This window comes from [Scytonema hofmanni] UTEX 2349, from assembly GCF_000582685.1.
GTDB lineage: Bacteria > Cyanobacteriota > Cyanobacteriia > Cyanobacteriales > Nostocaceae > Hassallia > Hassallia hofmanni.
The window spans coordinates 1-21,595 of the sequence record NZ_ALWD01000161.1 but is presented as its reverse complement, the minus strand read 5'-3'; the positions used below and the strand labels follow the sequence as shown (position 1 = coordinate 21,595).

Annotated in this window: 26 protein-coding genes and 1 pseudogene; 16 read left to right on the top strand and 11 right to left on the bottom strand. The window is 38.3% G+C overall.

The genetic code is table 11. The annotated features are described in order from the left end of the window. Positions 1–247: 247 nt before the first annotated feature. From TOL9009_RS0101390 to TOL9009_RS0101355, 8 genes are all read right to left on the bottom strand, one after another. Positions 248–1,192, bottom strand: coding sequence for a polysaccharide deacetylase family protein (locus TOL9009_RS0101390; RefSeq protein ID WP_029630672.1), 945 nt, complete (start codon positions 1,190–1,192; stop codon positions 248–250). Positions 1,193–1,435: 243 nt separating this feature from the next. Then, complete coding sequence (locus tag TOL9009_RS46755) at positions 1,436–1,588, bottom strand: hypothetical protein (RefSeq protein WP_186227448.1); 153 nt, start codon at positions 1,586–1,588, stop codon at positions 1,436–1,438. Positions 1,589–1,591: 3 nt separating this feature from the next. Continuing rightward, positions 1,592–2,251 (bottom strand): tyrosine-type recombinase/integrase, encoded by a 660-nt coding sequence (locus tag TOL9009_RS0101380; protein ID WP_029630670.1) that lies wholly within the window; start codon positions 2,249–2,251, stop codon positions 1,592–1,594. Between the two features lie 14 nt (positions 2,252–2,265). After that, entirely contained in the window at positions 2,266–2,508 is a 243-nt protein-coding gene (locus TOL9009_RS0101375) for a hypothetical protein (RefSeq protein WP_029630668.1), read from the bottom strand. Beyond that, positions 2,501–2,764 (bottom strand): type II toxin-antitoxin system RelE family toxin, encoded by a 264-nt coding sequence (locus TOL9009_RS0101370; protein WP_029630667.1) that lies wholly within the window; start codon positions 2,762–2,764, stop codon positions 2,501–2,503. The genes TOL9009_RS0101375 and TOL9009_RS0101370 overlap by 8 nt, the downstream gene beginning before the upstream one ends. Then, a complete protein-coding gene (locus TOL9009_RS0101365; RefSeq protein ID WP_029630666.1) occupies positions 2,761–2,964 on the bottom strand; it encodes a hypothetical protein in 204 nt (67 codons plus the stop codon). The genes TOL9009_RS0101370 and TOL9009_RS0101365 overlap by 4 nt, the downstream gene beginning before the upstream one ends. Before the next feature lie 64 nt (positions 2,965–3,028). After that, on the bottom strand, positions 3,029–3,328 hold the full coding sequence (locus tag TOL9009_RS0101360) for a hypothetical protein (RefSeq protein WP_029630665.1): 300 nt from the start codon (positions 3,326–3,328) through the stop codon (positions 3,029–3,031). Further along, complete coding sequence (locus TOL9009_RS0101355) at positions 3,325–3,519, bottom strand: plasmid partition protein ParG (RefSeq protein ID WP_084763057.1); 195 nt, start codon at positions 3,517–3,519, stop codon at positions 3,325–3,327. The genes TOL9009_RS0101360 and TOL9009_RS0101355 overlap by 4 nt, the downstream gene beginning before the upstream one ends. A 529-nt stretch (positions 3,520–4,048) precedes the next feature. Here TOL9009_RS0101355 and TOL9009_RS48695 point away from each other — a divergent pair. From TOL9009_RS48695 to TOL9009_RS0101305, 11 genes and pseudogenes are all read left to right on the top strand, one after another. Then, positions 4,049–4,171 carry a hypothetical protein gene (locus TOL9009_RS48695; protein WP_260675813.1) on the top strand — a complete coding sequence of 41 codons (123 nt, stop codon included), beginning with the start codon at positions 4,049–4,051 and terminating at the stop codon, positions 4,169–4,171. Between the two features lie 121 nt (positions 4,172–4,292). Further along, on the top strand, positions 4,293–4,580 hold the full coding sequence (locus tag TOL9009_RS0101350; RefSeq protein ID WP_029630660.1) for a hypothetical protein: 288 nt from the start codon (positions 4,293–4,295) through the stop codon (positions 4,578–4,580). 50 nt (positions 4,581–4,630) lie between these two features. After that, on the top strand, positions 4,631–5,053 hold the full coding sequence (locus tag TOL9009_RS0101345; RefSeq protein ID WP_029630659.1) for a hypothetical protein: 423 nt from the start codon (positions 4,631–4,633) through the stop codon (positions 5,051–5,053). A 79-nt stretch (positions 5,054–5,132) separates the two neighbouring features. Continuing rightward, complete coding sequence (locus tag TOL9009_RS0101340) at positions 5,133–5,954, top strand: hypothetical protein (RefSeq protein ID WP_029630657.1); 822 nt, start codon at positions 5,133–5,135, stop codon at positions 5,952–5,954. 51 nt (positions 5,955–6,005) lie between these two features. Then, positions 6,006–8,321, top strand: a complete 2,316-nt coding sequence (locus TOL9009_RS0101335; protein WP_029630655.1) for a hypothetical protein — start codon at positions 6,006–6,008, stop codon at positions 8,319–8,321. A gap of 349 nt (positions 8,322–8,670) precedes the next feature. Continuing rightward, positions 8,671–9,831, top strand: a complete 1,161-nt coding sequence (locus tag TOL9009_RS0101330; RefSeq protein WP_029630653.1) for an acetate and sugar kinases/Hsc70/actin family protein — start codon at positions 8,671–8,673, stop codon at positions 9,829–9,831. A 255-nt stretch (positions 9,832–10,086) separates the two neighbouring features. After that, positions 10,087–10,422, top strand: coding sequence for a type II toxin-antitoxin system RelE/ParE family toxin (locus TOL9009_RS0101325; RefSeq protein ID WP_029630651.1), 336 nt, complete (start codon positions 10,087–10,089; stop codon positions 10,420–10,422). Positions 10,423–10,443: 21 nt separating this feature from the next. Continuing rightward, positions 10,444–10,791 carry a helix-turn-helix transcriptional regulator gene (locus TOL9009_RS0101320; RefSeq protein ID WP_029630649.1) on the top strand — a complete coding sequence of 116 codons (348 nt, stop codon included), beginning with the start codon at positions 10,444–10,446 and terminating at the stop codon, positions 10,789–10,791. A 288-nt stretch (positions 10,792–11,079) separates the two neighbouring features. Further along, on the top strand, positions 11,080–11,415 hold the full coding sequence (locus TOL9009_RS0101315; protein WP_029630647.1) for a hypothetical protein: 336 nt from the start codon (positions 11,080–11,082) through the stop codon (positions 11,413–11,415). A gap of 312 nt (positions 11,416–11,727) precedes the next feature. Further along, positions 11,728–12,036: pseudogene (locus tag TOL9009_RS37380) on the top strand (tyrosine-type recombinase/integrase); the annotation flags it as partial. Positions 12,037–12,096: 60 nt separating this feature from the next. Continuing rightward, positions 12,097–12,414 (top strand): hypothetical protein, encoded by a 318-nt coding sequence (locus TOL9009_RS0101305; protein WP_199341550.1) that lies wholly within the window; start codon positions 12,097–12,099, stop codon positions 12,412–12,414. On the opposite strand, the gene TOL9009_RS37375 is transcribed toward TOL9009_RS0101305, so the two are convergent. Continuing rightward, entirely contained in the window at positions 12,401–12,655 is a 255-nt protein-coding gene (locus TOL9009_RS37375; RefSeq protein ID WP_038295651.1) for a hypothetical protein, read from the bottom strand. The genes TOL9009_RS0101305 and TOL9009_RS37375 overlap by 14 nt on opposite strands. A 547-nt stretch (positions 12,656–13,202) precedes the next feature. On the opposite strand from TOL9009_RS37375, the gene TOL9009_RS0101295 reads away from it, so the two are divergent. Further along, positions 13,203–13,844: an RNA polymerase sigma factor gene (locus TOL9009_RS0101295; protein ID WP_029630644.1), complete on the top strand. Its 642-nt coding sequence runs from the start codon at positions 13,203–13,205 to the stop codon at positions 13,842–13,844. A gap of 67 nt (positions 13,845–13,911) precedes the next feature. Next, entirely contained in the window at positions 13,912–15,756 is a 1,845-nt protein-coding gene (locus tag TOL9009_RS48690) for a TRADD-N-associated membrane domain-containing protein (protein ID WP_242055662.1), read from the top strand. 589 nt (positions 15,757–16,345) lie between these two features. On the opposite strand, the gene TOL9009_RS0101285 is transcribed toward TOL9009_RS48690, so the two are convergent. Continuing rightward, positions 16,346–16,876: a hypothetical protein gene (locus TOL9009_RS0101285; RefSeq protein WP_029630640.1), complete on the bottom strand. Its 531-nt coding sequence runs from the start codon at positions 16,874–16,876 to the stop codon at positions 16,346–16,348. 282 nt (positions 16,877–17,158) lie between these two features. Here TOL9009_RS0101285 and TOL9009_RS48285 point away from each other — a divergent pair, with 282 nt between their 5' ends. The 3 genes from TOL9009_RS48285 to TOL9009_RS41835 all read left to right on the top strand — a co-directional run bounded on the left by TOL9009_RS48285 (position 17,159) and on the right by TOL9009_RS41835 (position 19,946). Next, positions 17,159–17,395 carry a PSME3-interacting protein gene (locus TOL9009_RS48285; protein WP_051502727.1) on the top strand — a complete coding sequence of 79 codons (237 nt, stop codon included), beginning with the start codon at positions 17,159–17,161 and terminating at the stop codon, positions 17,393–17,395. After that, positions 17,392–18,138 (top strand): nucleotidyl transferase AbiEii/AbiGii toxin family protein, encoded by a 747-nt coding sequence (locus tag TOL9009_RS0101275; protein WP_029630637.1) that lies wholly within the window; start codon positions 17,392–17,394, stop codon positions 18,136–18,138. The genes TOL9009_RS48285 and TOL9009_RS0101275 overlap by 4 nt, the downstream gene beginning before the upstream one ends. A 233-nt stretch (positions 18,139–18,371) precedes the next feature. Further along, the gene (locus TOL9009_RS41835) at positions 18,372–19,946 is read left to right on the top strand and encodes a protelomerase family protein (RefSeq protein WP_029630635.1); all 1,575 of its coding nucleotides are present in this window, start codon (positions 18,372–18,374) and stop codon (positions 19,944–19,946) included. Positions 19,947–19,992: 46 nt separating this feature from the next. Here the strand turns inward: TOL9009_RS41835 and TOL9009_RS0101265 are convergent, their stop codons facing one another. Beyond that, a complete protein-coding gene (locus TOL9009_RS0101265) occupies positions 19,993–20,589 on the bottom strand; it encodes a helix-turn-helix domain-containing protein (protein WP_029630633.1) in 597 nt (198 codons plus the stop codon). Positions 20,590–21,595 lie beyond the last annotated feature (1,006 nt).

Here is a 21,595-nt window from a genome sequence, read left to right as displayed (position 1 = left end):
TTTTTCTTGCTTTTGGCAGTTTTGGGCTTGGTGAGATCAGCTAAATCTCTTGGTAAGTGTCTTAAGTGAATCTGGTTTTTTCTAGATGAAAATCGCTACCCGAAAGTTTCAAGGCTGTCATTTGCTTTCCTTACTAAGCAAAGATAAAACTATTAGTTGCTACTTTTCAAGGATGTCCTTTTTTTAAGAATTGTTAAGCGTAGTTTATAAGCGTTACTTGTCCCGATGAAAGAACAATCCCACAGCTTTAACTGGAAACATCGCTACTGCTCGTTTCTATAGCCGTGGGAGTGTCAAAGTCGCTAAACAGTAGATGAGTTGGTAGAGCTACCAACTTGTTGGATTTTATGTGTCCGTCCTGCCAAGTATGCAAGGGGAACTTGTGATGCTTATAGCTTGGGTTGCAATGTGTCTTCACACTGAGCTTGGCTAATCCTCTCTTGATATCTTTAATGATTTCTAGATGGGTATCAACAAAAACATCTCCTTTTTCAGCTAAAGTATTTAGCACTAAACATAATCTTTCGTTCCATAGAGCGTATTTTGTATGAGGATATAACTGACTAATTAAATTTTCCCTACGTCGATTATTTTTATCTAGCAAGTTGGTCTGACTATTCAAAATCTGTAATTCTTTGTCGAGCTTGGGATTGTACTGATAAAATTTTGAATGAACTATTGCATAAAATGATTCATCTAACTCTTCTCGAATTAACTCTTGCATTAGTTCTACATTCGACTGGAAAAATGCATTTTTCCAGTTCTGCTTTAATATCTTTAAAATCTTGTCACCTTTTGTATTAATTAAACGCCAGAATGCTTCATATAAAGCTGTTTCTAGCCAGATATGTTCATAAGTAAAAGTATCTATAATTTCATCTTCTTTTTCTCTTAAAAGAGGGTCATCTGGTTCGCCTTTCCCTGATAAAAAACATTTGGCGATACGAACACAGTTGTCTTTGAATAAGCACCAATGATTTAATATTTCTAGTGTGATAGGTTCTTCAGCTAATCTTGTTGTATCTGGGCTATCACAAATGATTTGAGCAATAATTTCTTTATTTGAGGCTGTGGGCAAGCTTTGTACAACTCTATGCCAATCAAAATCGCACCAACCTTTTGCAAAGTTAGGTCTTAATACTAAATCTATATCTAAACAAGTATTACAGTGTACTCCTGTTATAGTAAGCATAGTTCGCCTGTGAAGTTCTGTTAGAGTGTAGTTAAAATTTTATCATTTTGACAAGGATGGATTCATGAAAAATTGAATACGAAATATTATGAGTCAACAAAATTAGCTATTAATGCAAAACAAATATAAACCATCTCTTCAAACTTTGTTTAACGGCAAACAACATGTAAATTATGCAAATAAAAATTTAAATTTAATATTAATTTGATTAATATCCAATTTAAGCGGCTGAAATTTTATTTGTTAATCTACACCGCTACCGGATCGGGCTTTGGTTTTTTCAAAAACTTGGATATTTGGCTCTAGCAAGACAAAACCATTTTCAGTTGCCTCACCCATCTGAAGATCGATCGCGCTAACGGGGTGCTGATACCACTCCAACTTGTAATATTCCATGCATCAGCGTGTCACACCCGAATTATCAATGGTTGGGTCTACATCGGGAAATTCATATTTCCCGATGCTGGCATCATTCACAGGTGACAGCATTGACAAAGCAGCAATAGCCCCCCGAACCTGGTTCGGTTCCACCTCAAGATAGCGTTGCAGCTGCTCAAGGTTACGGTGTCCTGAAATTTCCTGAATCACTCGCAGTGGAATACTAGCATTACTCATCAGCGTTAGCGCGGTTCTACGGCAACTGTGGGTACTAGCTCCTTCGATGTCTGCCCGATTGCATCCTTCTCTAAAGATGACAGCAGCAGAATCCTCATGGATATGTCCCCGCCCCCATCGACCAGGGAAAAGGTAGCCATCAGTAGAAAGTGGTGGCTCGTAAACTGACAAGTACCGCCGCAAGTCATCTAAAACCGGAATGGTACGGGTAGCAAGTTTACCCTTGGTGTTGCCTTTGCGGATAATCAATTCGGGTCTTACTCTCCTTTTTGAATCGTACACATCTTTAATTTTTAAGGTTACGCACTCCTTGACACGGCAAGCGGTGTAAAGCATCACAGCACACAGGGTTTTGTCCCTAGTAGTAAGCAAGCCATCGGTAAACAACCGCTGGATTTCTGACTGAGACAAAATTTTTGCTTTCCCGTGGCGGTCGATTTTCACTTTGCCTGTGCTGGCTAGGCTACGTTTTTGACCGAAATAATGCCTTCACTACACCACATTTGTAGTAGCCATCTGTCAGATTCTTTGTCTAGCGCTGGTTTGAGACGCAAAGCAAAAAAATCTTCCCATGCTTCTACACCATGAATGGCAACAAATTGATTCTCAACTTCTTTAAAACGTTCCCAGTTGCGATCTCCTATAGCAGTCAGCATTGGGATTAATTCGTTAACTCTTATCTGGCTAGTTGTTTTATTCATTCCGATAAACCTCTCTACGATGACCAACTCTAATAACTGAAACTATCAACAAATCATCTTGAATTTCGTACAATACGCGGTAATCACCAACACGAATACGATATCTATCATCGCTATTTTCCAGTTTGACAACCCCACTAGGACGGGGGTTATCAGCTAACTCTTGGACTTTGGTTTTTATATGAAGTTGTAAGTCTTTTGATAATTTGTCTAATTGTTTAGATGCCTTTTTGGTGAACTCTACTTGATAGGTCACAATCCCAGTTCCTTCTGTACTTGTTCCCAAGGTATTCTAGGTTCATTTTTGGCATCCTCAAAAGCCTGCATATCCTCTTCATCTTCTTTTTTGCGAATATCTAATAGCTCTAGAACATCTTCTAAAGTGTCTTCATAAGCCTGTTCTAATTTTTCGTAAATTGCTTTTAACAATGCTTGTTTAGTGGTTGTGGTTTCCATAAATCACTCTTTTTGATTGCATAAATGAAGAAGTGCGGCTTGATGGTTTTTCTGCTCTAAACCATCAAGCCAGAGGACTATTGCCGTTCCCCCCTTCTCTTACAAGGTATTCCCAAACACGCCGAATCTCAGTTTGGAAAGTCTGACGGTCGGTTTCAGCAATTTCAATTGATGCCATCAAAATATCATTGAGGTTGGCAACTTCAGCAGCAACTTGATCCACACGGCTAGTTAGGCGGTCAAGTTTGCTGGCAACCTCACCCAGTACAAAAGTATTGGTTTGTTGTTGGGTAGCAGTTGTCAGCAAAATAGCCTCTATGCGGTCTAGGCGATCGCTCTTGTCTTCTCCATCGGTCATGGTCATGCAGCGTCCTTGTTCTCATTTTTTGTTGGCTGTTTTTGGGGCTGAGATTCTACCCATTGTTTGATTAAATTGCCAATAACCTCGCTCATTGACTTGTTTTGAGCTACACAAGTCAATTTAAAATCGGTCTTTAATTCCTTATTTATATAAACGCTAAGTTCCGCATTTCCTGGCGGAATATGCTTTGCCATATCCACTCTCATACTCGTTACCTCGTATTGTCGCATTTATGTTATGGTTATTCTACCACGTAATACGCGCATACGAGTATAACGTGGTATCTTTGATTTAACCCTCAAAACCCCTACCACGCGGGAACTTAAACCAGTTCCGTGCCTGATTTTTCATGCTTATTCACTACCCAAGAGAGCGATCGCGCTCGTGAAGTATTAGCCAACAAATTTTTCGAGAAACATTTTTTATTTAAACGAGGAGGCTAAGAAATTTTCCGAGAAACATTTGTTATTTAATCGCGTTCGTGGAGGTAGGTAGGTAGGTAGAAATGAACTGAAATGAAGTAACCGCAAGGTTTTCAGCGATTTTACATTCTGTTACATACGTGCCTAACCCAAGAAATTTTCAAACAAAATGTTTTTCAATTAGAGGAAATTGCGAAAAAGTTTTAAAAACTAATTGAAATAATTGCTAGTCAAACGAGAACCGGGTATCGCCTGAGAAACTCTACCCGGTCTAGTCCAAATCCCAATCAGAACCAGAACCATGAAAATTTTATCAGTTTTTTTGATTAGTGCAGGCATTGCCTTAACCAGTCTTGGCTATCAACCGCCAAATAACGGGCATCCAGCCGGCACAAAAGAGAGTGATTGTACCTATCTCTCTTAGCGATCGCCGCTCTTGAATGCATTTTAACCAAAAGTCCGGCACTGGAAGACCGGACTCTTTGAGTGTTCCTGCTTCGTGTATGTATCACGCCGCTTTCACGTACTACAAGGGTAATTTTACTATGAGAATTTCAATCAAAAAACATAACCAAGCCTATTTAGAATCCTTGGCTTCACAGATGGGAATTACAGATATTTCAGAAGTTTTGAATTATTTACTTTTGGATATCAAGGGACTCAATTACCAATTCGGCAACAAGCCACAACCACAACCGCGACAAGCGCCCATCGGCTACAGCTTTGATACTTCTACTTTCGAGCCTACTAAAACGTTTGCTCAGGAGTGCGATCGCAACTACTCCCAAGACCCAATCATCGCAAGAATGGCTAGTTTAATTGAGGATTTCTAACAATGAAAGACAAAACTTTCGACTCATCGACAAAACATTAGGTAAAAACAATGCAACCATTAAAAACTCTGCAAAATCTCACAGATTACTACTTCAGATTAGCTGAAGAAAGCCGTAACCATGACCGTGAAACCTATCAGCTAGGACTAATAAAATCCGATGAAAAATTACGAATGTTGGAACAGGATGCTTACCGTAAAACTCGCGCTGGTGCGGATGCTAGTGAGGAACTGCGATTGATGGAATTCTTGCTTAAAGCAGTTCGGTATCAAAATCAATTAAAAGAGAAATCAGGAGATAGCTTAGTCGATGTGATCCGGTTCTTCTGGCATCTAATTCTAATAGGAAGTACCTGTTTTGCTGTTGGTAAATTCGTAGTTGCACCCACTAAAATACAGTGCCTCGATAACGATTTGCAGTCTGAATACTGTCAAATCATAAGAGACAAAGTTGAATATTTCAGAGGCAAATAATTAGTAGGCAGGAAAGACCGTTAATCAATCCTGCCACAGTTCCACCCCATCAAAGATAGAAACATAAGGATATTATCTCATGGCTGTACGAAAAAAAGAAAACGGATCGCTCACAGGTTCCAAGCGCTACGCCGCCGAAAAAGGTAAGAGCGTTGAGCAACAATCCCATGAGAACGCTGAAAAAGCTTTTGATAGGGTAAAATCTCGTTTCCAGAAACCTGTTGACGCTGTTGAAGCGATCGCCGATGGAGTTCGCACAGTTGCCCAAGGAGTGAAGACAGTAAAACGTGCTGCTAGAACTGTTAGACAAGCCGTAAACGGTGGTAGCAGTTCTGTAACCGACAATTCCAAGCAATCATTAAGCAAAGCTTCTCAAATCGCCTCAGAATATGGGGTAGAAGAAATTGCGATTCAAGACTTGCTAGGCTCTGATCCATATTCGGCTGATGCAAATATCCCAGAGATGAAAGCGGTTGATGCTAACCGTGAAAAACTCAAAATCCAGCGTCAGAATAACGCGCTTGAAGTTCGTCTGGAGAAGATTAAGCAAGGTAGAAAAGTCGTTGCTGTTGCAAGTGAACAATGCCGATTGATTGGTGACTTTGTAGACTTTTCTACTGTGGGCATTGAGACAGCTACTAAAGTTGTTAAAAACGAGATAGCTGATGTTAAATATCAGACAGAACAATCGAAACTAGAGCAATCTGAAGAATTACTTTATCAGCAACGTGTAGCTACACAGGGAACCATGAATCTCACTCATGGTATTGAGGATGAATGGGCGCTTAAGTTCCAACTACAAGGCACTAAGAATGACCGTATCAGACTTGAGATAGAAGGTTCTCACAGAGACAACGACATCAAGCGGGAAGAATTAGAAGCGCGTTTAGTTGAATTTTAAACACAAATATTTAGGGGTGAAATTCCCCTTATTAAATTATTAGGAATAATCATGAATATTTCACTTAAATCTGCATCACGCGGTCTGACTGTTGCAGCTTCTCTCTTATGCCTTGGTGGTGTTCTTAGCTTCGTTAAATCAAAAGAACCACTAGCACTAAACATCATTATTGCTTCTGCCAGTGTAGCAGCTAGCAGCGAATTCATTAGTAGAAATAATCACGATAAAGCTAATAATCAACTAGCTGATATTGTCGCCAAGTATGAGAAAGAATGGCAGACATTAAACACTAAATACGAGGAACAATCAACACTACTAAAACAATCCAAAACACTCAAAGACGACTTACATCAAGCCACTGAAGAAATTAGTCTGAAGAATCAGACCATTGAAATATTACAAAGCAAGGTTAAGCAGTTAGTTGTAGATTTTGAACTTAAAACCCAAGAATTAGAAGATAAGTTGCAGTGTGAGGATATGCGATACCAGGAATTAATAGATGTTTTTAAAGGGCTAGTATTTGAGCATTTAAATGAACGCATCTACAAATTTTTTAATAGCTTGGATGAATCAATTAATAAGAAGTTGGAGGATGAGAACTATCAAGCCATCCATGATAATTTAATTCCGTTCAAGGATAAACTACAGCTTCACTATGATACTCACTGCGAATTACTTAAAAATATCTCAGTTATTGACGGTGAGTTAGCTGATATTGTCACTGATGTTTTGAACATTTATTCTCGTATTGTGGATGAGCAAACAGCGCTAAAAACCCGCTTCAGAAATCTGCTCAATCTTGATGAAAGACGCTCATTAGAGGATGCTTACACCACTTTAGCGGACATGAAAACTACTCACTGTCCGAAAGATAAAGCCAAGGATTTATTAGGAGAGTACAACGCATTTCAGAAGAATCAGCTTAATAATCTAGGTGAAAAATTAGAAGATAATGCTAATTCCCTAGAAGAAATGAGGGGTCAAGTCTTTGATTTAATTGCCCAAATCGAACGTCTATCGCTAGAGAAAGCTGACATGGCTGAACGCATTACAGAACTGAAGAAACCACAACTGTTTTATGGTTCTACTAATTACGCCAAAGCAGGAAATAAAATCAGCGAATATTTCTACAAACTTGGTATTAAATTAGATTGCCTCGACTGGGAAGAAACACTGTCTGGTTACTTTATTGTTTACGGCATCAGAGAAAATCCAGCGCTAACAGACAAAGAAATTTACAGCGATAACCGTAGAGAGCAATTAGCCGCTTTCACAAATTCTCTACACGGAACTTTACCCAACGTAGAATTTAACTACCAAAAATGCACACTTAAGTTAACTGTTCAACTGCGATCGCTACCCAAAGAAGAAAAACTTGATGAATTATCCGACAAAGCAATAGAGCGTTTAGCACGGTCTTGGGACACTTGGAAAAAACACGCTAAGAAGTGGAACCGTATTAGAATTACTGGCGGTAGTGGCGCTGGTAAAAGTCCACTAACAGAAAGGATTGTGTCAGAGCAACTACAGCATAAGAAAGTCAAAGCTATCGATGCTATCAAACTCTACAATCCTCAAGCTGGTAGCCGCAAAGATAATTGGAGTTTCCCCAGTATAGGAAAGACTCACCAGGACAGTATTCGAGGTATTGCAGAGCTAACCCGATTGTGTGGACGCAAATATCAAGGCAGCTTTGGTATCTGGATATTTGATGAAGTCGATAGCACCTTGCGTCAAGCACCGGGAAAGCAACGCCCTACTAAAGACGACCCGGAACCAGAGCCAACAATGAGCGCGAACATGTTGAGCATCATTACCCAGATTGACCATACCTCGCAAGCTGTCTTTTACTTGGGTCAAGGTGCGAACACGGGCAAGATACCGAATACCACTAAAGGAGATTGGAATAATTTAATCGCGATCCACATCAACGGGAACGCTAAAGACTACTTGAGACTGGCAGAACACATCGACAGTGAGAGCAACGATAAATTGATGAAACAAGCTGACTTACTACAGCGCTATATCGACCGCAAAAACTCAGAACTAGGACTAGACCGAACAGAACCCGGTGCTTATCGCTATGCCTTGATTGATGAGTATGGAGAGAAGCAATACTATGTCCTGTTGCCACTGTTTAGCGCTGATGAGTTCCTTGATTCACTTTCTACACCTGTTAAAACTGATACTGCTACCAATTTGACCACGCCTGCGGTATCCGTACCACAAATCCAATGTCCTCACTGTGGTTCTGAGAAATTTCATAGACACTCTGCCGTCAAGGATGCGGATAAGTATAGATACTCATGCCTCAATCTTGAGTGTAAGAAAACTTTTGTAGCTGACATATTAACTAACAGTAATTAAGGATTTGTAGCAGTTGGGACGGGTTTGGGACGGTCTTGGGATTCCCCAAATATCTCCCAACTCTCCCCAAGTCATAGCCTGAAACCCTTGTAATTACGTCTTGGTTTTTTGTTGGTTTCCCAATTGGGTTTCACATAGTAGGGGTACGCGGATTTTCCAATTAATGTTAATTGAAATTTTACACCCAGTCCTAGCAACGTCTATCAAAACCCTTTTTAACTAACATCAACCCCTCATTTTACTCTTAACAGTTCAGTCGCAATCACTTTTTATTTTCTCAATAAAGCGTACTACTGCGCGTAACATGCGGATGACAAGCACAAATTAACCAATTTAAAAAGGAACGACTATGAATATCGAAGCTAACGGCGCACAGACTCAACAACCATTACAAGATTTAACAGTGTTACAAATAGAACAACCAAAAATTACAAAAGTAAGTAAGCCTAGAGAGAGCAAGAATCCTACTATTGACTGCTCTTTAATCTTGGATGCTGGAAGTAAGCGTATCAAGTTTCTCTTAAATGGCTACGAGTCAACTATAGAGAGCGTCTACAAGGAAATCAAAGGGGACTTACCTAGTGGAATGTCGGGTTGTTTCCAGTACAAAAAGAAAAATTATGTAGTCGGTCGCGGTTGTGAATCAGTATTAGGTGAACTGGTAGAAGCTCAGAAGGATAACAAAATTAAAAAGCTTGATGTCTGGGTGCTTGGTGCTTTAACCAGTGATTCAGACTTTCTTGATGACATCCTGGAAGACAAACGCAGTCGCTACAAGACAAAACCAATTCGCTTAAGTGTGGATATCAAGCTACTCAGTCTATCCAGTAATCGCCAAGGTGATATCAGCAAAATCCTAAACGGTATTGAGGGTTTTAATTATCGTGGCAGAGAATTTACTATCGAGTTTAAAAACCTTAAGTCTGAGTTTATTTACTCGGAAGGTTACGGCGCTGCTTTATCCGCTAGAAATTCTTTACCAGATGGGATAACTAATTTTGCAATACTTGACCTTGGCGGTGGGACTTTGACACTCACATCTTACGGTATCGGTCGCAGGTTGCCTAAAGTGCTTAGTCGCAGTGTTGCCAGTGGGGGAGGAATGCAGAATTTAGCATCACAAATTTTTGTAAGCCTGAATAAAACCGATATTGGTGGAGAAACTAAAAGCTTAAACAGTATTTTTGAGGCGTTAAAGGCTTGCAAGCGTGAGAATGAAGGTTTTTTAGTTCCTTACCGGGTAGGTGGTCGGACTGAAAATATAGCTGAAAGCGTGACCGATGGCTTGAGTAACTGGATCGCTGACAACCCAAGTATTGCTGATATTCTCACAAAATCTTCTCAGATTCTAGTAAGCGGTGGGGCGATTTATTGTACTGGCGGAGGGTTCGGAAGTGCAATTATCGCGAGTAAAGTTACTGAAATTATCACCGCTGGAGTAGGTAACGGCACTTGTGAGGTATTGGAAAATCCCCACATTATTAATGTGTCGGGCATGAAGTACTTGTAATCAAAAACCTGGGGTAGGCAGTTAAACTTACCCCAGGCTCTATCCCCTCACCTCTTAGCAAATAAAGGGTTTTTTGAATTATGACATACGAATTACTAGGTACTCACAAAGCATCACCAGAGTGGTACACACCTTCTCATGTTTGGGAAAGAATATATTATGGTGGGTACACACTCAGAAAATATAAATAATTTACAAAGAAAAGTGGCTAGCCACTTGCAAATATATCAAATCTGACATACTATATAACTAATAGTGACAAATACTAATGATTTAATTCTTGTCTGGCTTAGTGGAGAAGTAAAAACACCACCTTTCTCTAGTGATGCACGTATAGAAGCGGGCTACCTATTGCGTAAAGTACAGCAAGGTGAATTTATATCCATGCCTCATTCGCGTCCTATGCCTGATATTGGATGCAACTGTCACGAATTGCGTATCAAAGATAAAGATAAAACATGGCGTATTATCTATTTTATTGATACAGATTGCTTAATCATATTGGAAGTATTTGCGAAAAAAACTGAAAAAACGCCACTACCCGTTATAAATAAATGTAAAAAAAGAATAAAAAAATATCAAGAAGATTAATCAAAAAAAGGGCTTATTTTTATGGATGACCTAAAACGTAAACGTTTAGAAGCCGCTGGCTGGAAAATTGGAACAGTAAATGATTTCCTTGAACTTTCACCCTTAGAGGCTGAAATTATTGAGATGAAATTAGCGCTAAGTCAGAAATTAAAGCAGTTTCGCAAAAATCAAGAAATCACTCAAACATCCCTTGCAAAAAGGATGAATTCTAGTCAGTCGCGTGTTGCAAAACTAGAATCTGGAGACCCTTCAGTTTCTATTGACCTACTTATTCGTGGTTTATTATCTGTAGGCGCTACAAAAACAGATATAGCACTAGCTTTTTGTAAAGATGAAGAAAATAATTTAGTTACCACTGGAAAATGTTAGAAATTGTTTTGTAATCGAAAATATGTAACTATCTCAAAAACCCGTAACCATTACGGGTTTTTGATTGGTTGACCCTGAACCGGGACGTATTTGCTGCTTACAAAGCCAGTTTGGGCTTTATTTGGGCTTAATTTTTGTTTAAATCCCGTTAATTATCACCATAAAAGTAGCGGAAGAACCAAAAATACCAATATGTATTTTTTATAAAAATATACTTCGGTAGCACTCATGTAAAAAAATTATGAGTTAAAATTTCAGTGTACCAATATTAAAGGCATAAGAAGTTTTATGGTTAGAAAGGTTAGAAAGTCAGAAACATTCTGGGGAAACGCCATGGGATTCGCTCTTGCATGTACAGTAGGTGAAATAGCTGGAGTTGTTAAAGGACTTTACAATGTTGCATCCAAAGAAGGTAGCTTTTTTGAGGGAATGGGTGAATGTATGGATGATGCATTTAATAGCGCTTCCAAATTTGGTGATGACCATGCTAAAACATTAAATACTCTAGGTAATATAGTAATTACCAGTGGTATTTCAACTTTGACCGGTGACTTAATTCATCATGGTGCAAATCACCATGACGTAAATCATGATTCAACACATCATGACCATACTAATACTTAAAACTTGCTTAGGTTATATACTTACGTAGTATATATTGTTTTCATGGTGCATTTAAAAAATACAAGAAGTAAAGAAAATGTTCTTCATATTATAGAAAAAATATGAAGAACATTTTCTTTAGTTAGGTATATATCTATGGTTCAGTACGTGCTTCAACCTGCAATCAAGACACTTTCAAACCAGGATTAATTGCAACTGATACCATTTCACGAAAAGCATGATACATATAAGAAGAGGTAAAATACTCATAAAAAACAATGTGTCGGGTTTTAAAACTAGAGATTATAGAAACATAATTATTATCCGATTAGCGGTGATGTTTATTTGTTTCCCGGTCGCAGTAACGGACATATTAGCCATGACTCAGCCGCTCGGATATTGAGAGAAGCTTGTAAGCAAGTCGGGATAATTGGAGTATCGACACACAGCTTTAGGCGGACGGCGTTAACCCAGATGAGCAACGCTGGTATTCCCTTACGAGTGATTCAGGAGATATCCGGGCATAGGAACTTAGAGCAGTTGCAAAAATACCTAGAAGTCAGCGATGAGCAGGTTTTAGGAGCGGCTGCAAGCTTGGCGATGTTGAGTCCTGTTGGCGAAAATGTCGGGAAATACCAGTAATACGACATTTCTCCAAAAGGACTAAGAGAAAGCAAGCAGCTACAGATTAGCGATCGCCCTGTGATAGACTGTCCACTGGATAGACTGGACACGACCACTGGACAACCAGACTTAGCACTGGGAGAGGTGGTTCAATTGGTGGAAGCGATCGCCCGTCACCTGCGCCCCGCCGAACCACTACAGCACCTTAAAGAGCTAGAACTTGCTGCTACATCAGGCTGGCTTCTTTCTTCATCTGAAGTCGAGGGGCTTGTTGGGTGTAAACCGAGGGTGAAGAAAGGCGAACAGCAGTTTACTCGTGGCTCGTTCAGTTTTGTCAGGTCTGGGAAGATTGGGAACCAGTCAGCCTGGAAGGTAGTAAGAGTTATTGGTGGGTGAGTTTGGGAGCAGCAGCTTTCCTCTGAGAATCAATCTCCCGCTTACTTTTTGCAGCTTTTTCTGCTGGATTGTTATTTCTTTTATCTATGACCGTCCTCACTTTGACCTTTTGGGGAGTAGCTTCAAATTGAAAGATGTATCCACCATCGGTCATGTAAATAGTAGTGATAGCTCCTACAACAAATATCAATACTCCAGCTAACGGTAGGGTGACTTGCCAAACTGGGAAATTACGTTTCATGATTAGGTTGTCCTCAATTAATTAATACTTCAGAGGTCAATACCCAGAAGAAAGCGCACAGCATGAAATCGCCAAAATTGTTGAGATGGCACGCTAACTAAAAAATATTTCTTGCTGTGGCTCGACAACTTTACTGAGTTTTGAGCCTCTTATTTTTTTATGGACTTTAGAAGAAATACTGTGACAAAAAACTCAAATAGTCAGCGAAAACACATAATTGTTCAGGGAGTGTCACATTTCCCTATCTACCTGACATCAACATACATATAGAGGTCGCCGATTAGACCGGATGTCACATTTCCCTATCTACCTGACATCAACATACATATAGAGGTCGCCGATTAGACCGGATGTCACATTTCCCTATCTACCTGACATCAACATACATATAGAGGTCGCCGATTAGACCGGATGTCACATTTCCCTATCTACCTGACATCAACATATAGGAGGAAACTTTTTCAACTACTGTCAATCAATAATCTTAATTGAATAAGTATTAATTATTACCAACAAGCCAGCAACAAAAAGGACAACTTTACTAGTTATGGAATTTCCAAAAAACAATTCATTTTCTCCCCAAATTGCGACTTCTACCTCTGTTACAGAACAACTCACTGCACTTGATAACTTAGTCACATGTATTCTTTTAAACCCGGATGGCAGAGACACGCACAACATTCTTGCCTTTATCAGACAACGCCTTCAACAATTTAAACTGAATTATTATCATGAGGAGTGTGAAGTATTTTTAGAAGCATATAGTCGTGCTAAAAACAAAATTAGTAGCGGAGAACCCATAGAATGTAATATGCCACTGTGGCTAAAAGGGGCAAGCTTTAATATCATTAGAGAATGGAAACGAGACAGGACTAAACAAAGTAAACTCGCCGAGCGCCTGTCTAATAAAACCGATACAGTCTACATAGAAGAAAACGAAGTTATAGACTATGCAATTGGAGCCAACTTAGAAGCACTTCTTCATGAACTTAAAAGTTTAAAAAAGAAAGATTATTTAATTTTATATTTAAGAATAGTAGAAGGACGAACTTGGAAGGAAATCGGCGAACATTTATTTTCTCACGGAGAAGAGTCTGAAAAAGACCCTAAAAAGAGGGAAGTAAATATTCGTCAAAAGGGTAAACGACTCCTAGAAAGACTGCGGAATAAATGTGATTTAAAAAAATAAAATACCAAGATCAACCTAGTAGTAATCACTAGGTTGATCAGCGAAAAACATCGAACTACAATTATTGATGAGTAAGCAAAAAACTATGTGTAAGCCAAAAAAAGACAGCCAGGAATTAACAAATATTTACTCTGAGGTAGGAGAATTTATAGACCTTACAGTACAGGAAGTAAAACTAGTTATAGAATATGCAAAACTGGCTTATATATCTGAACTTTCTGAGCTAGAAGCAGAACGTATGGGTGAAATACTTGACTTAGCTCAATACAATGAATACCTTAGTTTCTTAATTAACGAAATTGATTACTTCGTCTTTCAAAAAATGCATTTGCTAAATGATGAAACTTTAAATCAATATGAACAACAAGAGGCTAAAATACTAAGATATTTAGAGAATACTTATGCTTTTGATAGAATAAAAGTAGAAATTAATCCTTTAAATAAGCAAATCTTTTATGATGAAGGCAAAGATTTTTTACATAGAGCAGACAATTTAGATATCTATCCATTAGATATCTATCCATTAGATATCTATCCAATAAAAGAGTATGAAGACTCTTTAACAGTTATGAAAGGATTTGAAAAATTTCTGATAAATAATTTACTTGATGATTTATATCATGAGAATGACTTATTCGTAACAATAACAGAATATTACAAGCTTGCAATATGCCCAGAATTATCCCAGCTAGAAGCGGAACGCATGGGTGAAATACTTGAATTAGCTCAGTCTAATGAATCTCTTAGCATTTTAGTTAATGAGATTGATTACTTAGTGGCTCAAGAACTAAACTTTTTAGATAAAGACAGCATTCATCATTATGAAAATCAAGAGGCAAGGATAAAAGAGTTTTTGCCTGCTTTAAACGCTGAAAACTTGATTATTGTAAATAAACATATCAGAGATAAATATCTCAATGATGAATATCTCAATGAGGATATCAACCAGCAAAAAGAAAAATTAGAAAAACAAAAGTCTGAATATACTGATTGTAGAGATGAAAATCCGAAGTTTCCTAAAGTAGTGAGATTAAATCTATTCGCCAAAAAATTTCATTTAGACAAATCAGAAAATGCAAACAGTGCAGGAGAAGATGCAGAGGGAGAGATAGACTATCGGCGTACACTAAATAAATCGCTCTACTTAATTGATTTTTGTGTGCCAGAACAAAAGTTACAGTGTTTTGCTTTGTCAGAGATACAAAAAAGAGATAAAGATAAAAATACTAAGTTTCTAGAGGAACTGGAAGCAAAGCTTAAAAAGCTTCCAGAATGTAGATTAGTTTTTTCTGATGCTCATAAACATAAGTGGTTTGCTTTTTCAAATATACAAAGTTTTGATAGTGGGTATACAGAGGCTAATACTGAAGACTTAGAACCTAGATGCTCGTTTGTAAAAGCAAAAGCACTCAGAGAAAGGATTTGTATTTTCCATTTTTCAGGACATGGACACTTTTGTGAAGCAATATTTCAAGAAGGAACAAATCAAGAAGTAGTAGGCAGTGATAGTCAAAATAATCCGAACATAAACAACATCATGTTCAATGTTGTTTATAATTGGAATGTTTCAGGAAGTTCAATCAAAGGTAATTTGATTCCTAGTGTCCCAACCAAAAGTAATCCTGTTATCAACCCTGATATCAAACAAGAACTTTTCATCAAACTTTATCAGGAGCGACTTCGCCAAGCTCGTAGATCCTTCAATCTTACTCTTGGACTCACAGCTACTAGTGTCTTAGCAGGTTTGACAGGTATTCTACTCCTCTTTTCAGGAAATATTACAGCAGGAGCAATCACAGCAGTAGGAGGCGGCATTTATGGAAGTACAGTTATATCTTTTTGGAAACATTCTAAAGATGCAAATGACCGATTGGGTAAAGTTGCTAGAGAATTAAACTCGAATTACTTTTAATTAATTGCAAGATAGGGGTGAAATGAGCAATCGTACAAAGACTTACGTTGTACCCTACCGATTGGGTTAAATCGGATTAGTTGGAAACTTTCTCTATATGCTTTTGAGGCAGTAAGTAGTTGCTTTATACTTACTGCCATTTTATAGTTTAGTTTTCTTCTACTTACTGCCAATTTATGCTTGCACTTGCAAATTAATTGGCTCTTAGCCACAACCAAATAATAAGTGTTCCAGCTTTTTTCACTGCCACTTTACCCCTATTGTATCACTTTGGGGGAACCCAATCGCTGAAAGCCATTCGGAGCTTTATTTTCCGCTTGGAAGCTCAAAATTTTAGTTACTGTTAGAAAATAAAGCTTCAAACCTTTATTAAATCAAAGTCTCAGAGTTTGGCTTCGATTATTGTTTTCCGAGAGTGACAAAACAGGGTTATGGTTGAAGTGACACGTCCCCCAACAAATTGGGGATTAATTGTTTCCAACTAATCCGATTTAACCCAATCGGGTGTCCGCCGAGATAACGGCAAAATGAGACACGTTGTAAAGAAATCCGCCTATTTGAGCGAAGCGGTTAAGAGTTGCGCCATCGCCTAGAGAGAGATTCCTTTATTCTGTCTTCTTTGTTGTTCCTGTTTTTCTGATATTATTTGTTGCAATACGCGGTCTGCTTTTTGCCAAAGCATCAGGTCTTCTCTTTCTACTGTCCCGATATTAATCGGTGAATATTCAAGCTCACCTGACTGGTTTCGGTTGACTACCACTCGAAAAATCTCACCTCGTTCATCATGGGTAAATACCAATTCTCTACCCTGCTTCTCCAAAGTGGCACGTTTAAATCTCAGGCTATTTTCACCACTTTCTCTTAATTGCCAATTGATTAATTTAACAGCAATAGGCACAGCCATTGCTAAGAATTCCGACTCTTGACGCTGCTTTTCATTAAGTGACTGTTCTGGTTCAGACTTTTGAGTTGCCAGTTGATTGCTAGCGAGAAGTACCAATTCTCTAGCTTCATCTTGTATCCATCCGGCTGGACTGGCTTGGAGAATTTCTTCAACCTCCAAGGTTGATTTATCATCTATAAGCGCCCTGATAGCAATTTCTTTATCTCGGTCAGTCACTAATAAGTTTTGCAAGTCGACGCTGTAATACTCATATAACTCGGCTGAAAGATTATCTGAGACGACATCTATATCAAATCCAAGCAACAGCCTAAAGCATAGAGAAAAATCTATATTAAACAGATTATCAATGTCTAGAACCTGTCACTATGCCGGGTTTTATCATATATGGATAAAAGGCTATCACAAAAACTTTATACTGAGTATAAATACTAGTGTATACCCACCTTTAAAATAAAGCTATTCTAGAAGTAGAACAAGCTAAAGTGGTTGATAGAAAAGATGACAACCGCAACATCTACAATTAATTCTGTTGTCGCACCCAAAAAACTACCTTTTTTGGAAGCTATTTGTTGGCAAACAGCCGATGTGTATCACTTCACGCCAGAAGAAATGCTGAGTCGCTATGAGCGTGGTTGGCGATATCAAAATATGTTCGATAATCTTGATGGTGAAGAATTAAACTTTCTTAAAGAAATCGCTAGACGTTATGAATCTTGGTTGCTAGCCGATTTATGACATTCAGGTTAGACCACCATAATAAAATCCTCACAATTCTTGAATGTTTAGATAGTGAGGTACTTAGGAAAGGTTCTGCTTACTTTGGTGGTGGAACCCTTCTTGCTCTTGATTTTGAAGAATACCGATGGAGTAAAGATGTTGATTTTATTGCTTGTGTTAGCACAGAAGGCTACAAATATTTACGTACAGTAGTATTTGATGGTGGGCATGAAGCGTTATTTAGTGATTTAAGTAAAATCAAAATTGGACGTAGCACTACTGACCAATATGGCATTCGGATGATAGTTTGTGTAAACGAAGAATTTATCAAAACAGAAATTATTGCTGAAATTCGTTTTGAACTAGATCCACCGAGATACCCTAAATGGTCGCCTGTCCCGTGCTTAAGTTTAAATGACTGTTTTACGTCTAAACTGCTAGCTAATTCTGACCGATATATAGATAATAGTGTAGAAGCTAGAGATTTAATCGATTTAGCAGTTCTGAGGTTACAATCTCCGATACCAAAATCATCAATTGATAAAGCTGAAAAGGCTTACGAGGTTATACGACCTTTAAAAAAAGCAATACAAAGATTTCAGGAAAGACCAGATTACAGAGAAAAATGTTTTTTAGGTTTACAAATTAATGAATCTCAGATACCCAAAATTATTGATGGTATTGATTTACTTTCCATAGATTTAGATTTATCTCCTACTCCAAGGGTTTTTCGAGAGCAACCCGATATATTTGGTGATTAAAATAATAGCTATATTTGAGACGATTGTAAGTTTACCGCGCTAATAGTGGTTTTTTGTTTTCAAAGTTGTTGAATAGTTATTTTTATAATTCTACAACTCGCTGCTATAGCGGGTTTTTTATGTATAGACATTTTTCTATACTAAATTGGAAAAATCTAGTTAAAATAAATCCTTGACACATCCTAACTAGTTACGTTATTATAAAACCAGTTAAGCAAACAACGTAACCAGACATGACACCGCAAGAATACTTCGACCGCATCAAAGACCTACACAACCCTGATGAAATCAAGACCGTATGCGACACGCTGACCACACATCTTTTTAATGAAACTGATAAACCTAAAACCCGCGTCAACAAACTCACCCCATATAACAAGCTAATTACCGCGATTCCCCACGATGCCTTAACAGAAGGTGAAAACGCATATATTCAAACTCGCTCAGATGGTAGCTACTGGAAACGTCACCTACACTTCAAATTTACAGGCATCGCTGACACCAATTTCAACGGTAAAGACGGCATCAATAATAAGACAGTGGTACTAGACCGCCTAGAAAATCAGCAAGAAATACCAGTAAATGACTATCTGGAAACCACTGTTAAATTGCTCCAAAGTAACGACCCTCACGAATTAGCAATTGGTTTGATAGCTGCCAGCGGTAGACGACCGATTGAAATTCTTGCCCGTGGTAGCTTCACCCTAGAAACAGAATTACCTACTTACCTCAAGCCTGGTTACTTTGTTCAGTTCAAAGGACAAGCGAAAAAGCGAGAGTATGACCTAGCAGAAGATGAGCGAACAGAATACCGTATTGGCTTGCTAGTTCCTGCTATCTCTTTCTTAGAAGCTTTTGACCGCTTTCGATCCACGCCTGAGTCTAAAGAACTTTTAGAGTTTGTAAAAACTGAAAACGCTAAGGGAACAAACCCCGAACAAATAAACGCGAGTATTGACGACCGTAGAGGCAATAGCTTGAGGCGGGTAGTTCAGCGCAACTTTACCTCACTACCCAAACGCCAAAAGGACACCGAGCTAAACCCGAAAGCACTCAGAGCGGTGTATGTCAATCTGATAACCGAGCGCGATTGTCCTAAAAATATTAACCGTCTCCTGTGGGCTAGCCGTGCGATAGGTCACTTTGTAGACTCTGCTAAAGTATCCGACCGCGATTTAATGCACTTGGTAACAACGCTAGGGTACAGCGATTATTACATTGATAGCGAAATACCTTACACAGAAGAAATTATTTTTACACCTATTGAACCCCAGGAAACTATGACCATTAAAACGATAGAACCTAAGGAAACTGTGACCACAAAAACCATTGAAAAAACGGAAGAAACTAACATGAAAAAAGAACGTAAATCAGTAAGCGTAGATGCAGAAGCTTTTACTAGAATCAAAGAGTTACAAGCTGAATGGGGTTTAGAAAATCAACAATCTGTCATTAATAAATTGTTGCAAATGTTAGACAAACAACCAGAACCAAAAACCCAAAAACCTGAGAGAAATTTACAGGACTTTGACTCTGAATCATTAAAAAAGTTACGTGGTGAGGATGCTGTAAACGAGAAAATACGCCGTGCTTTTGAAGCTGTTACCGCCTATAACGATTCAGCTACAGAAAGTAGATGGGCTATCAATAATCAGGCATTGAGACAGCTTTCGGGGTGCAATGGTAACGCGGTAACTGATTGGATGAAAGAACACCAAACTAGTATTGATGACCACAATCGAAAATACAATTTGGGACAATACAGTAATAGAGGAAAAGGTGATATCACTGAAGTGATTACCTGGTAAAAACTTAATTTTCAAAGAACCGTATTACCATTTTGAAAGACGGTTTTTACATGGGACTATCATTAAATAATCGTTGATAGATATCTTCATCTGGAAAGTCTGTGTTAGGGTACAATTCCTGCCACAGATTTTTTTGATTTTCAATTTTGATTTTATGCACCAATTCTCTGGAATCGTTCACCCCTATTAAATCTTCTACGGTGCGAACACTTGATAATAATTGAGCTTGTTTACTCAATCTGTTTGCTGTTGTATCGGCTGGTGTTTCTTGCAAATTTTGTAAATTAGATTGTAGGCATATTGTGAAAATCATCTGGATAGCTTGCAAGCGATATTTTACAGAGTTTGTATTATCTTCAGATATTTCTATGAGTATCTGAATCGCTTTATCAGCAAATAAAGCAGCATCTACAATTCCCTTTCTAAATGTTAATTTAATCGCTGTTGTTAGCGTATATTGGAACTGTTCATCATTAAAATATCGCTCGATTGTACGAACACTTACACCTATTTCTTTCGCGACAAAATTAATATCTTTGCCAGAAACCAATAAGCAAATTATCCGAGCGTATCTGAGAGAATTTACGGTTTTATTTTTCCATTCTCTAAATTTTGAATCATCGCCAATATCTTTTTTATCCATGTCGAATTAATTTTGTTTTGAAAGGTTGTGAATATTAAATAAAGACTGTTGATGTCTTGATTAGTCGAATAAAATTTAACGGTCAAAATCCCTTTACCTTTTGAGTTTGTCGTTTTTGAAACTGTCGATTTTAACACGATAAAAAAGGCAACAATTCTAATATTACGACAGATGACGACGCGATAACTCAATTTGACCCCACGAATAACTTGACTATCTAGTGAAAATGATGTAATAAAATTCTCCCCACAATCCGAAATACCCTGTAGAAAGACTTACGAATGCCAGCCACGTAGGAAAATCAGACACTCACATACCCCACGCCCCCCACTACCCCGTCACCCCGCGACCGCACCCCGAAAGTTTGGGGTTTTTTCATGGCTACTCATACCAACTATGTTAGTAATTAATTCTACGCAGTAATGAGGGTTGTAGCTATTCGTTGATTTTGCGGTGTCTGTTAGCGTTTTTTAAGCGTGGTAATAGCTTAGTGATGTGTTTGTACGTTTATTCGGTGTAGACGATTTTAGACTAGTCTGAGAGCGTGGTACTTAGAAAACTACAAATTATTACAGACTCCGTACAAACGTAGTACACTAATAGGAATTACTCCCAATAAGTTTTTACGTATCTGTGTAAGCCTGCTAACGTGATAAATTACTACGTATAATCACATAAAAAACGCTGGAATCGATTGCTGTATATGGCGTATAGCTGTTGAAAATCACACTGGTAGCAGGTTCCTAAAAATTTTTGCGTATGACTTTAATGTGCCAGCTACACACCATACAGGGTATACGTTACAGCCGTTTGTTTTATTTTTTTACTTTTTCGATTTTGTGCCATTTTTTGAGCGATGGCACATTTTTGCCCTATTAGGGGCAGGGCTGTTTCATTCCACAAGGGCAAGAAGTTTGTCAATATCATTAGAGATAAATCTTTGAGCAGTTGTGATGGAAGCATGACCATTTCGGCGGAGTATATTGAGTGCGATCGTTCGCATCAC

Bases quoted from the DNA above. Each gene is read 5' to 3' on its own strand.
- TOL9009_RS0101330 (WP_029630653.1), top strand. From the start codon at position 8,671: ATGAATATCGAAGCTAACGGCGCACAGACTCAACAACCATTACAAGAT.
- TOL9009_RS37375 (WP_038295651.1), bottom strand. From the start codon at position 12,655: ATGAAACGTAATTTCCCAGTTTGGCAAGTCACCCTACCGTTAGCTGGA.
- TOL9009_RS0101375 (WP_029630668.1), bottom strand. From the start codon at position 2,508: ATGAATAAAACAACTAGCCAGATAAGAGTTAACGAATTAATCCCAATG.
- TOL9009_RS0101320 (WP_029630649.1), top strand. From the start codon at position 10,444: ATGGATGACCTAAAACGTAAACGTTTAGAAGCCGCTGGCTGGAAAATT.
- TOL9009_RS0101350 (WP_029630660.1), top strand. From the start codon at position 4,293: ATGAGAATTTCAATCAAAAAACATAACCAAGCCTATTTAGAATCCTTG.
- TOL9009_RS0101295 (WP_029630644.1), top strand. From the start codon at position 13,203: ATGGAATTTCCAAAAAACAATTCATTTTCTCCCCAAATTGCGACTTCT.
- TOL9009_RS0101345 (WP_029630659.1), top strand. From the start codon at position 4,631: ATGCAACCATTAAAAACTCTGCAAAATCTCACAGATTACTACTTCAGA.
- TOL9009_RS0101335 (WP_029630655.1), top strand. From the start codon at position 6,006: ATGAATATTTCACTTAAATCTGCATCACGCGGTCTGACTGTTGCAGCT.
- TOL9009_RS48690 (WP_242055662.1), top strand. From the start codon at position 13,912: ATGAGTAAGCAAAAAACTATGTGTAAGCCAAAAAAAGACAGCCAGGAA.
- TOL9009_RS0101340 (WP_029630657.1), top strand. From the start codon at position 5,133: ATGGCTGTACGAAAAAAAGAAAACGGATCGCTCACAGGTTCCAAGCGC.
- TOL9009_RS0101315 (WP_029630647.1), top strand. From the start codon at position 11,080: ATGGTTAGAAAGGTTAGAAAGTCAGAAACATTCTGGGGAAACGCCATG.
- TOL9009_RS0101275 (WP_029630637.1), top strand. From the start codon at position 17,392: ATGACATTCAGGTTAGACCACCATAATAAAATCCTCACAATTCTTGAA.
- TOL9009_RS0101390 (WP_029630672.1), bottom strand. From the start codon at position 1,192: ATGCTTACTATAACAGGAGTACACTGTAATACTTGTTTAGATATAGAT.
- TOL9009_RS48285 (WP_051502727.1), top strand. From the start codon at position 17,159: ATGACAACCGCAACATCTACAATTAATTCTGTTGTCGCACCCAAAAAA.
- TOL9009_RS0101355 (WP_084763057.1), bottom strand. From the start codon at position 3,519: ATGGCAAAGCATATTCCGCCAGGAAATGCGGAACTTAGCGTTTATATA.
- TOL9009_RS48695 (WP_260675813.1), top strand. From the start codon at position 4,049: ATGAAAATTTTATCAGTTTTTTTGATTAGTGCAGGCATTGCCTTAACC.
- TOL9009_RS0101365 (WP_029630666.1), bottom strand. From the start codon at position 2,964: ATGGAAACCACAACCACTAAACAAGCATTGTTAAAAGCAATTTACGAA.
- TOL9009_RS41835 (WP_029630635.1), top strand. From the start codon at position 18,372: ATGACACCGCAAGAATACTTCGACCGCATCAAAGACCTACACAACCCT.
- TOL9009_RS0101265 (WP_029630633.1), bottom strand. From the start codon at position 20,589: ATGGATAAAAAAGATATTGGCGATGATTCAAAATTTAGAGAATGGAAA.
- TOL9009_RS0101360 (WP_029630665.1), bottom strand. From the start codon at position 3,328: ATGACCATGACCGATGGAGAAGACAAGAGCGATCGCCTAGACCGCATA.
- TOL9009_RS46755 (WP_186227448.1), bottom strand. From the start codon at position 1,588: ATGGAATATTACAAGTTGGAGTGGTATCAGCACCCCGTTAGCGCGATC.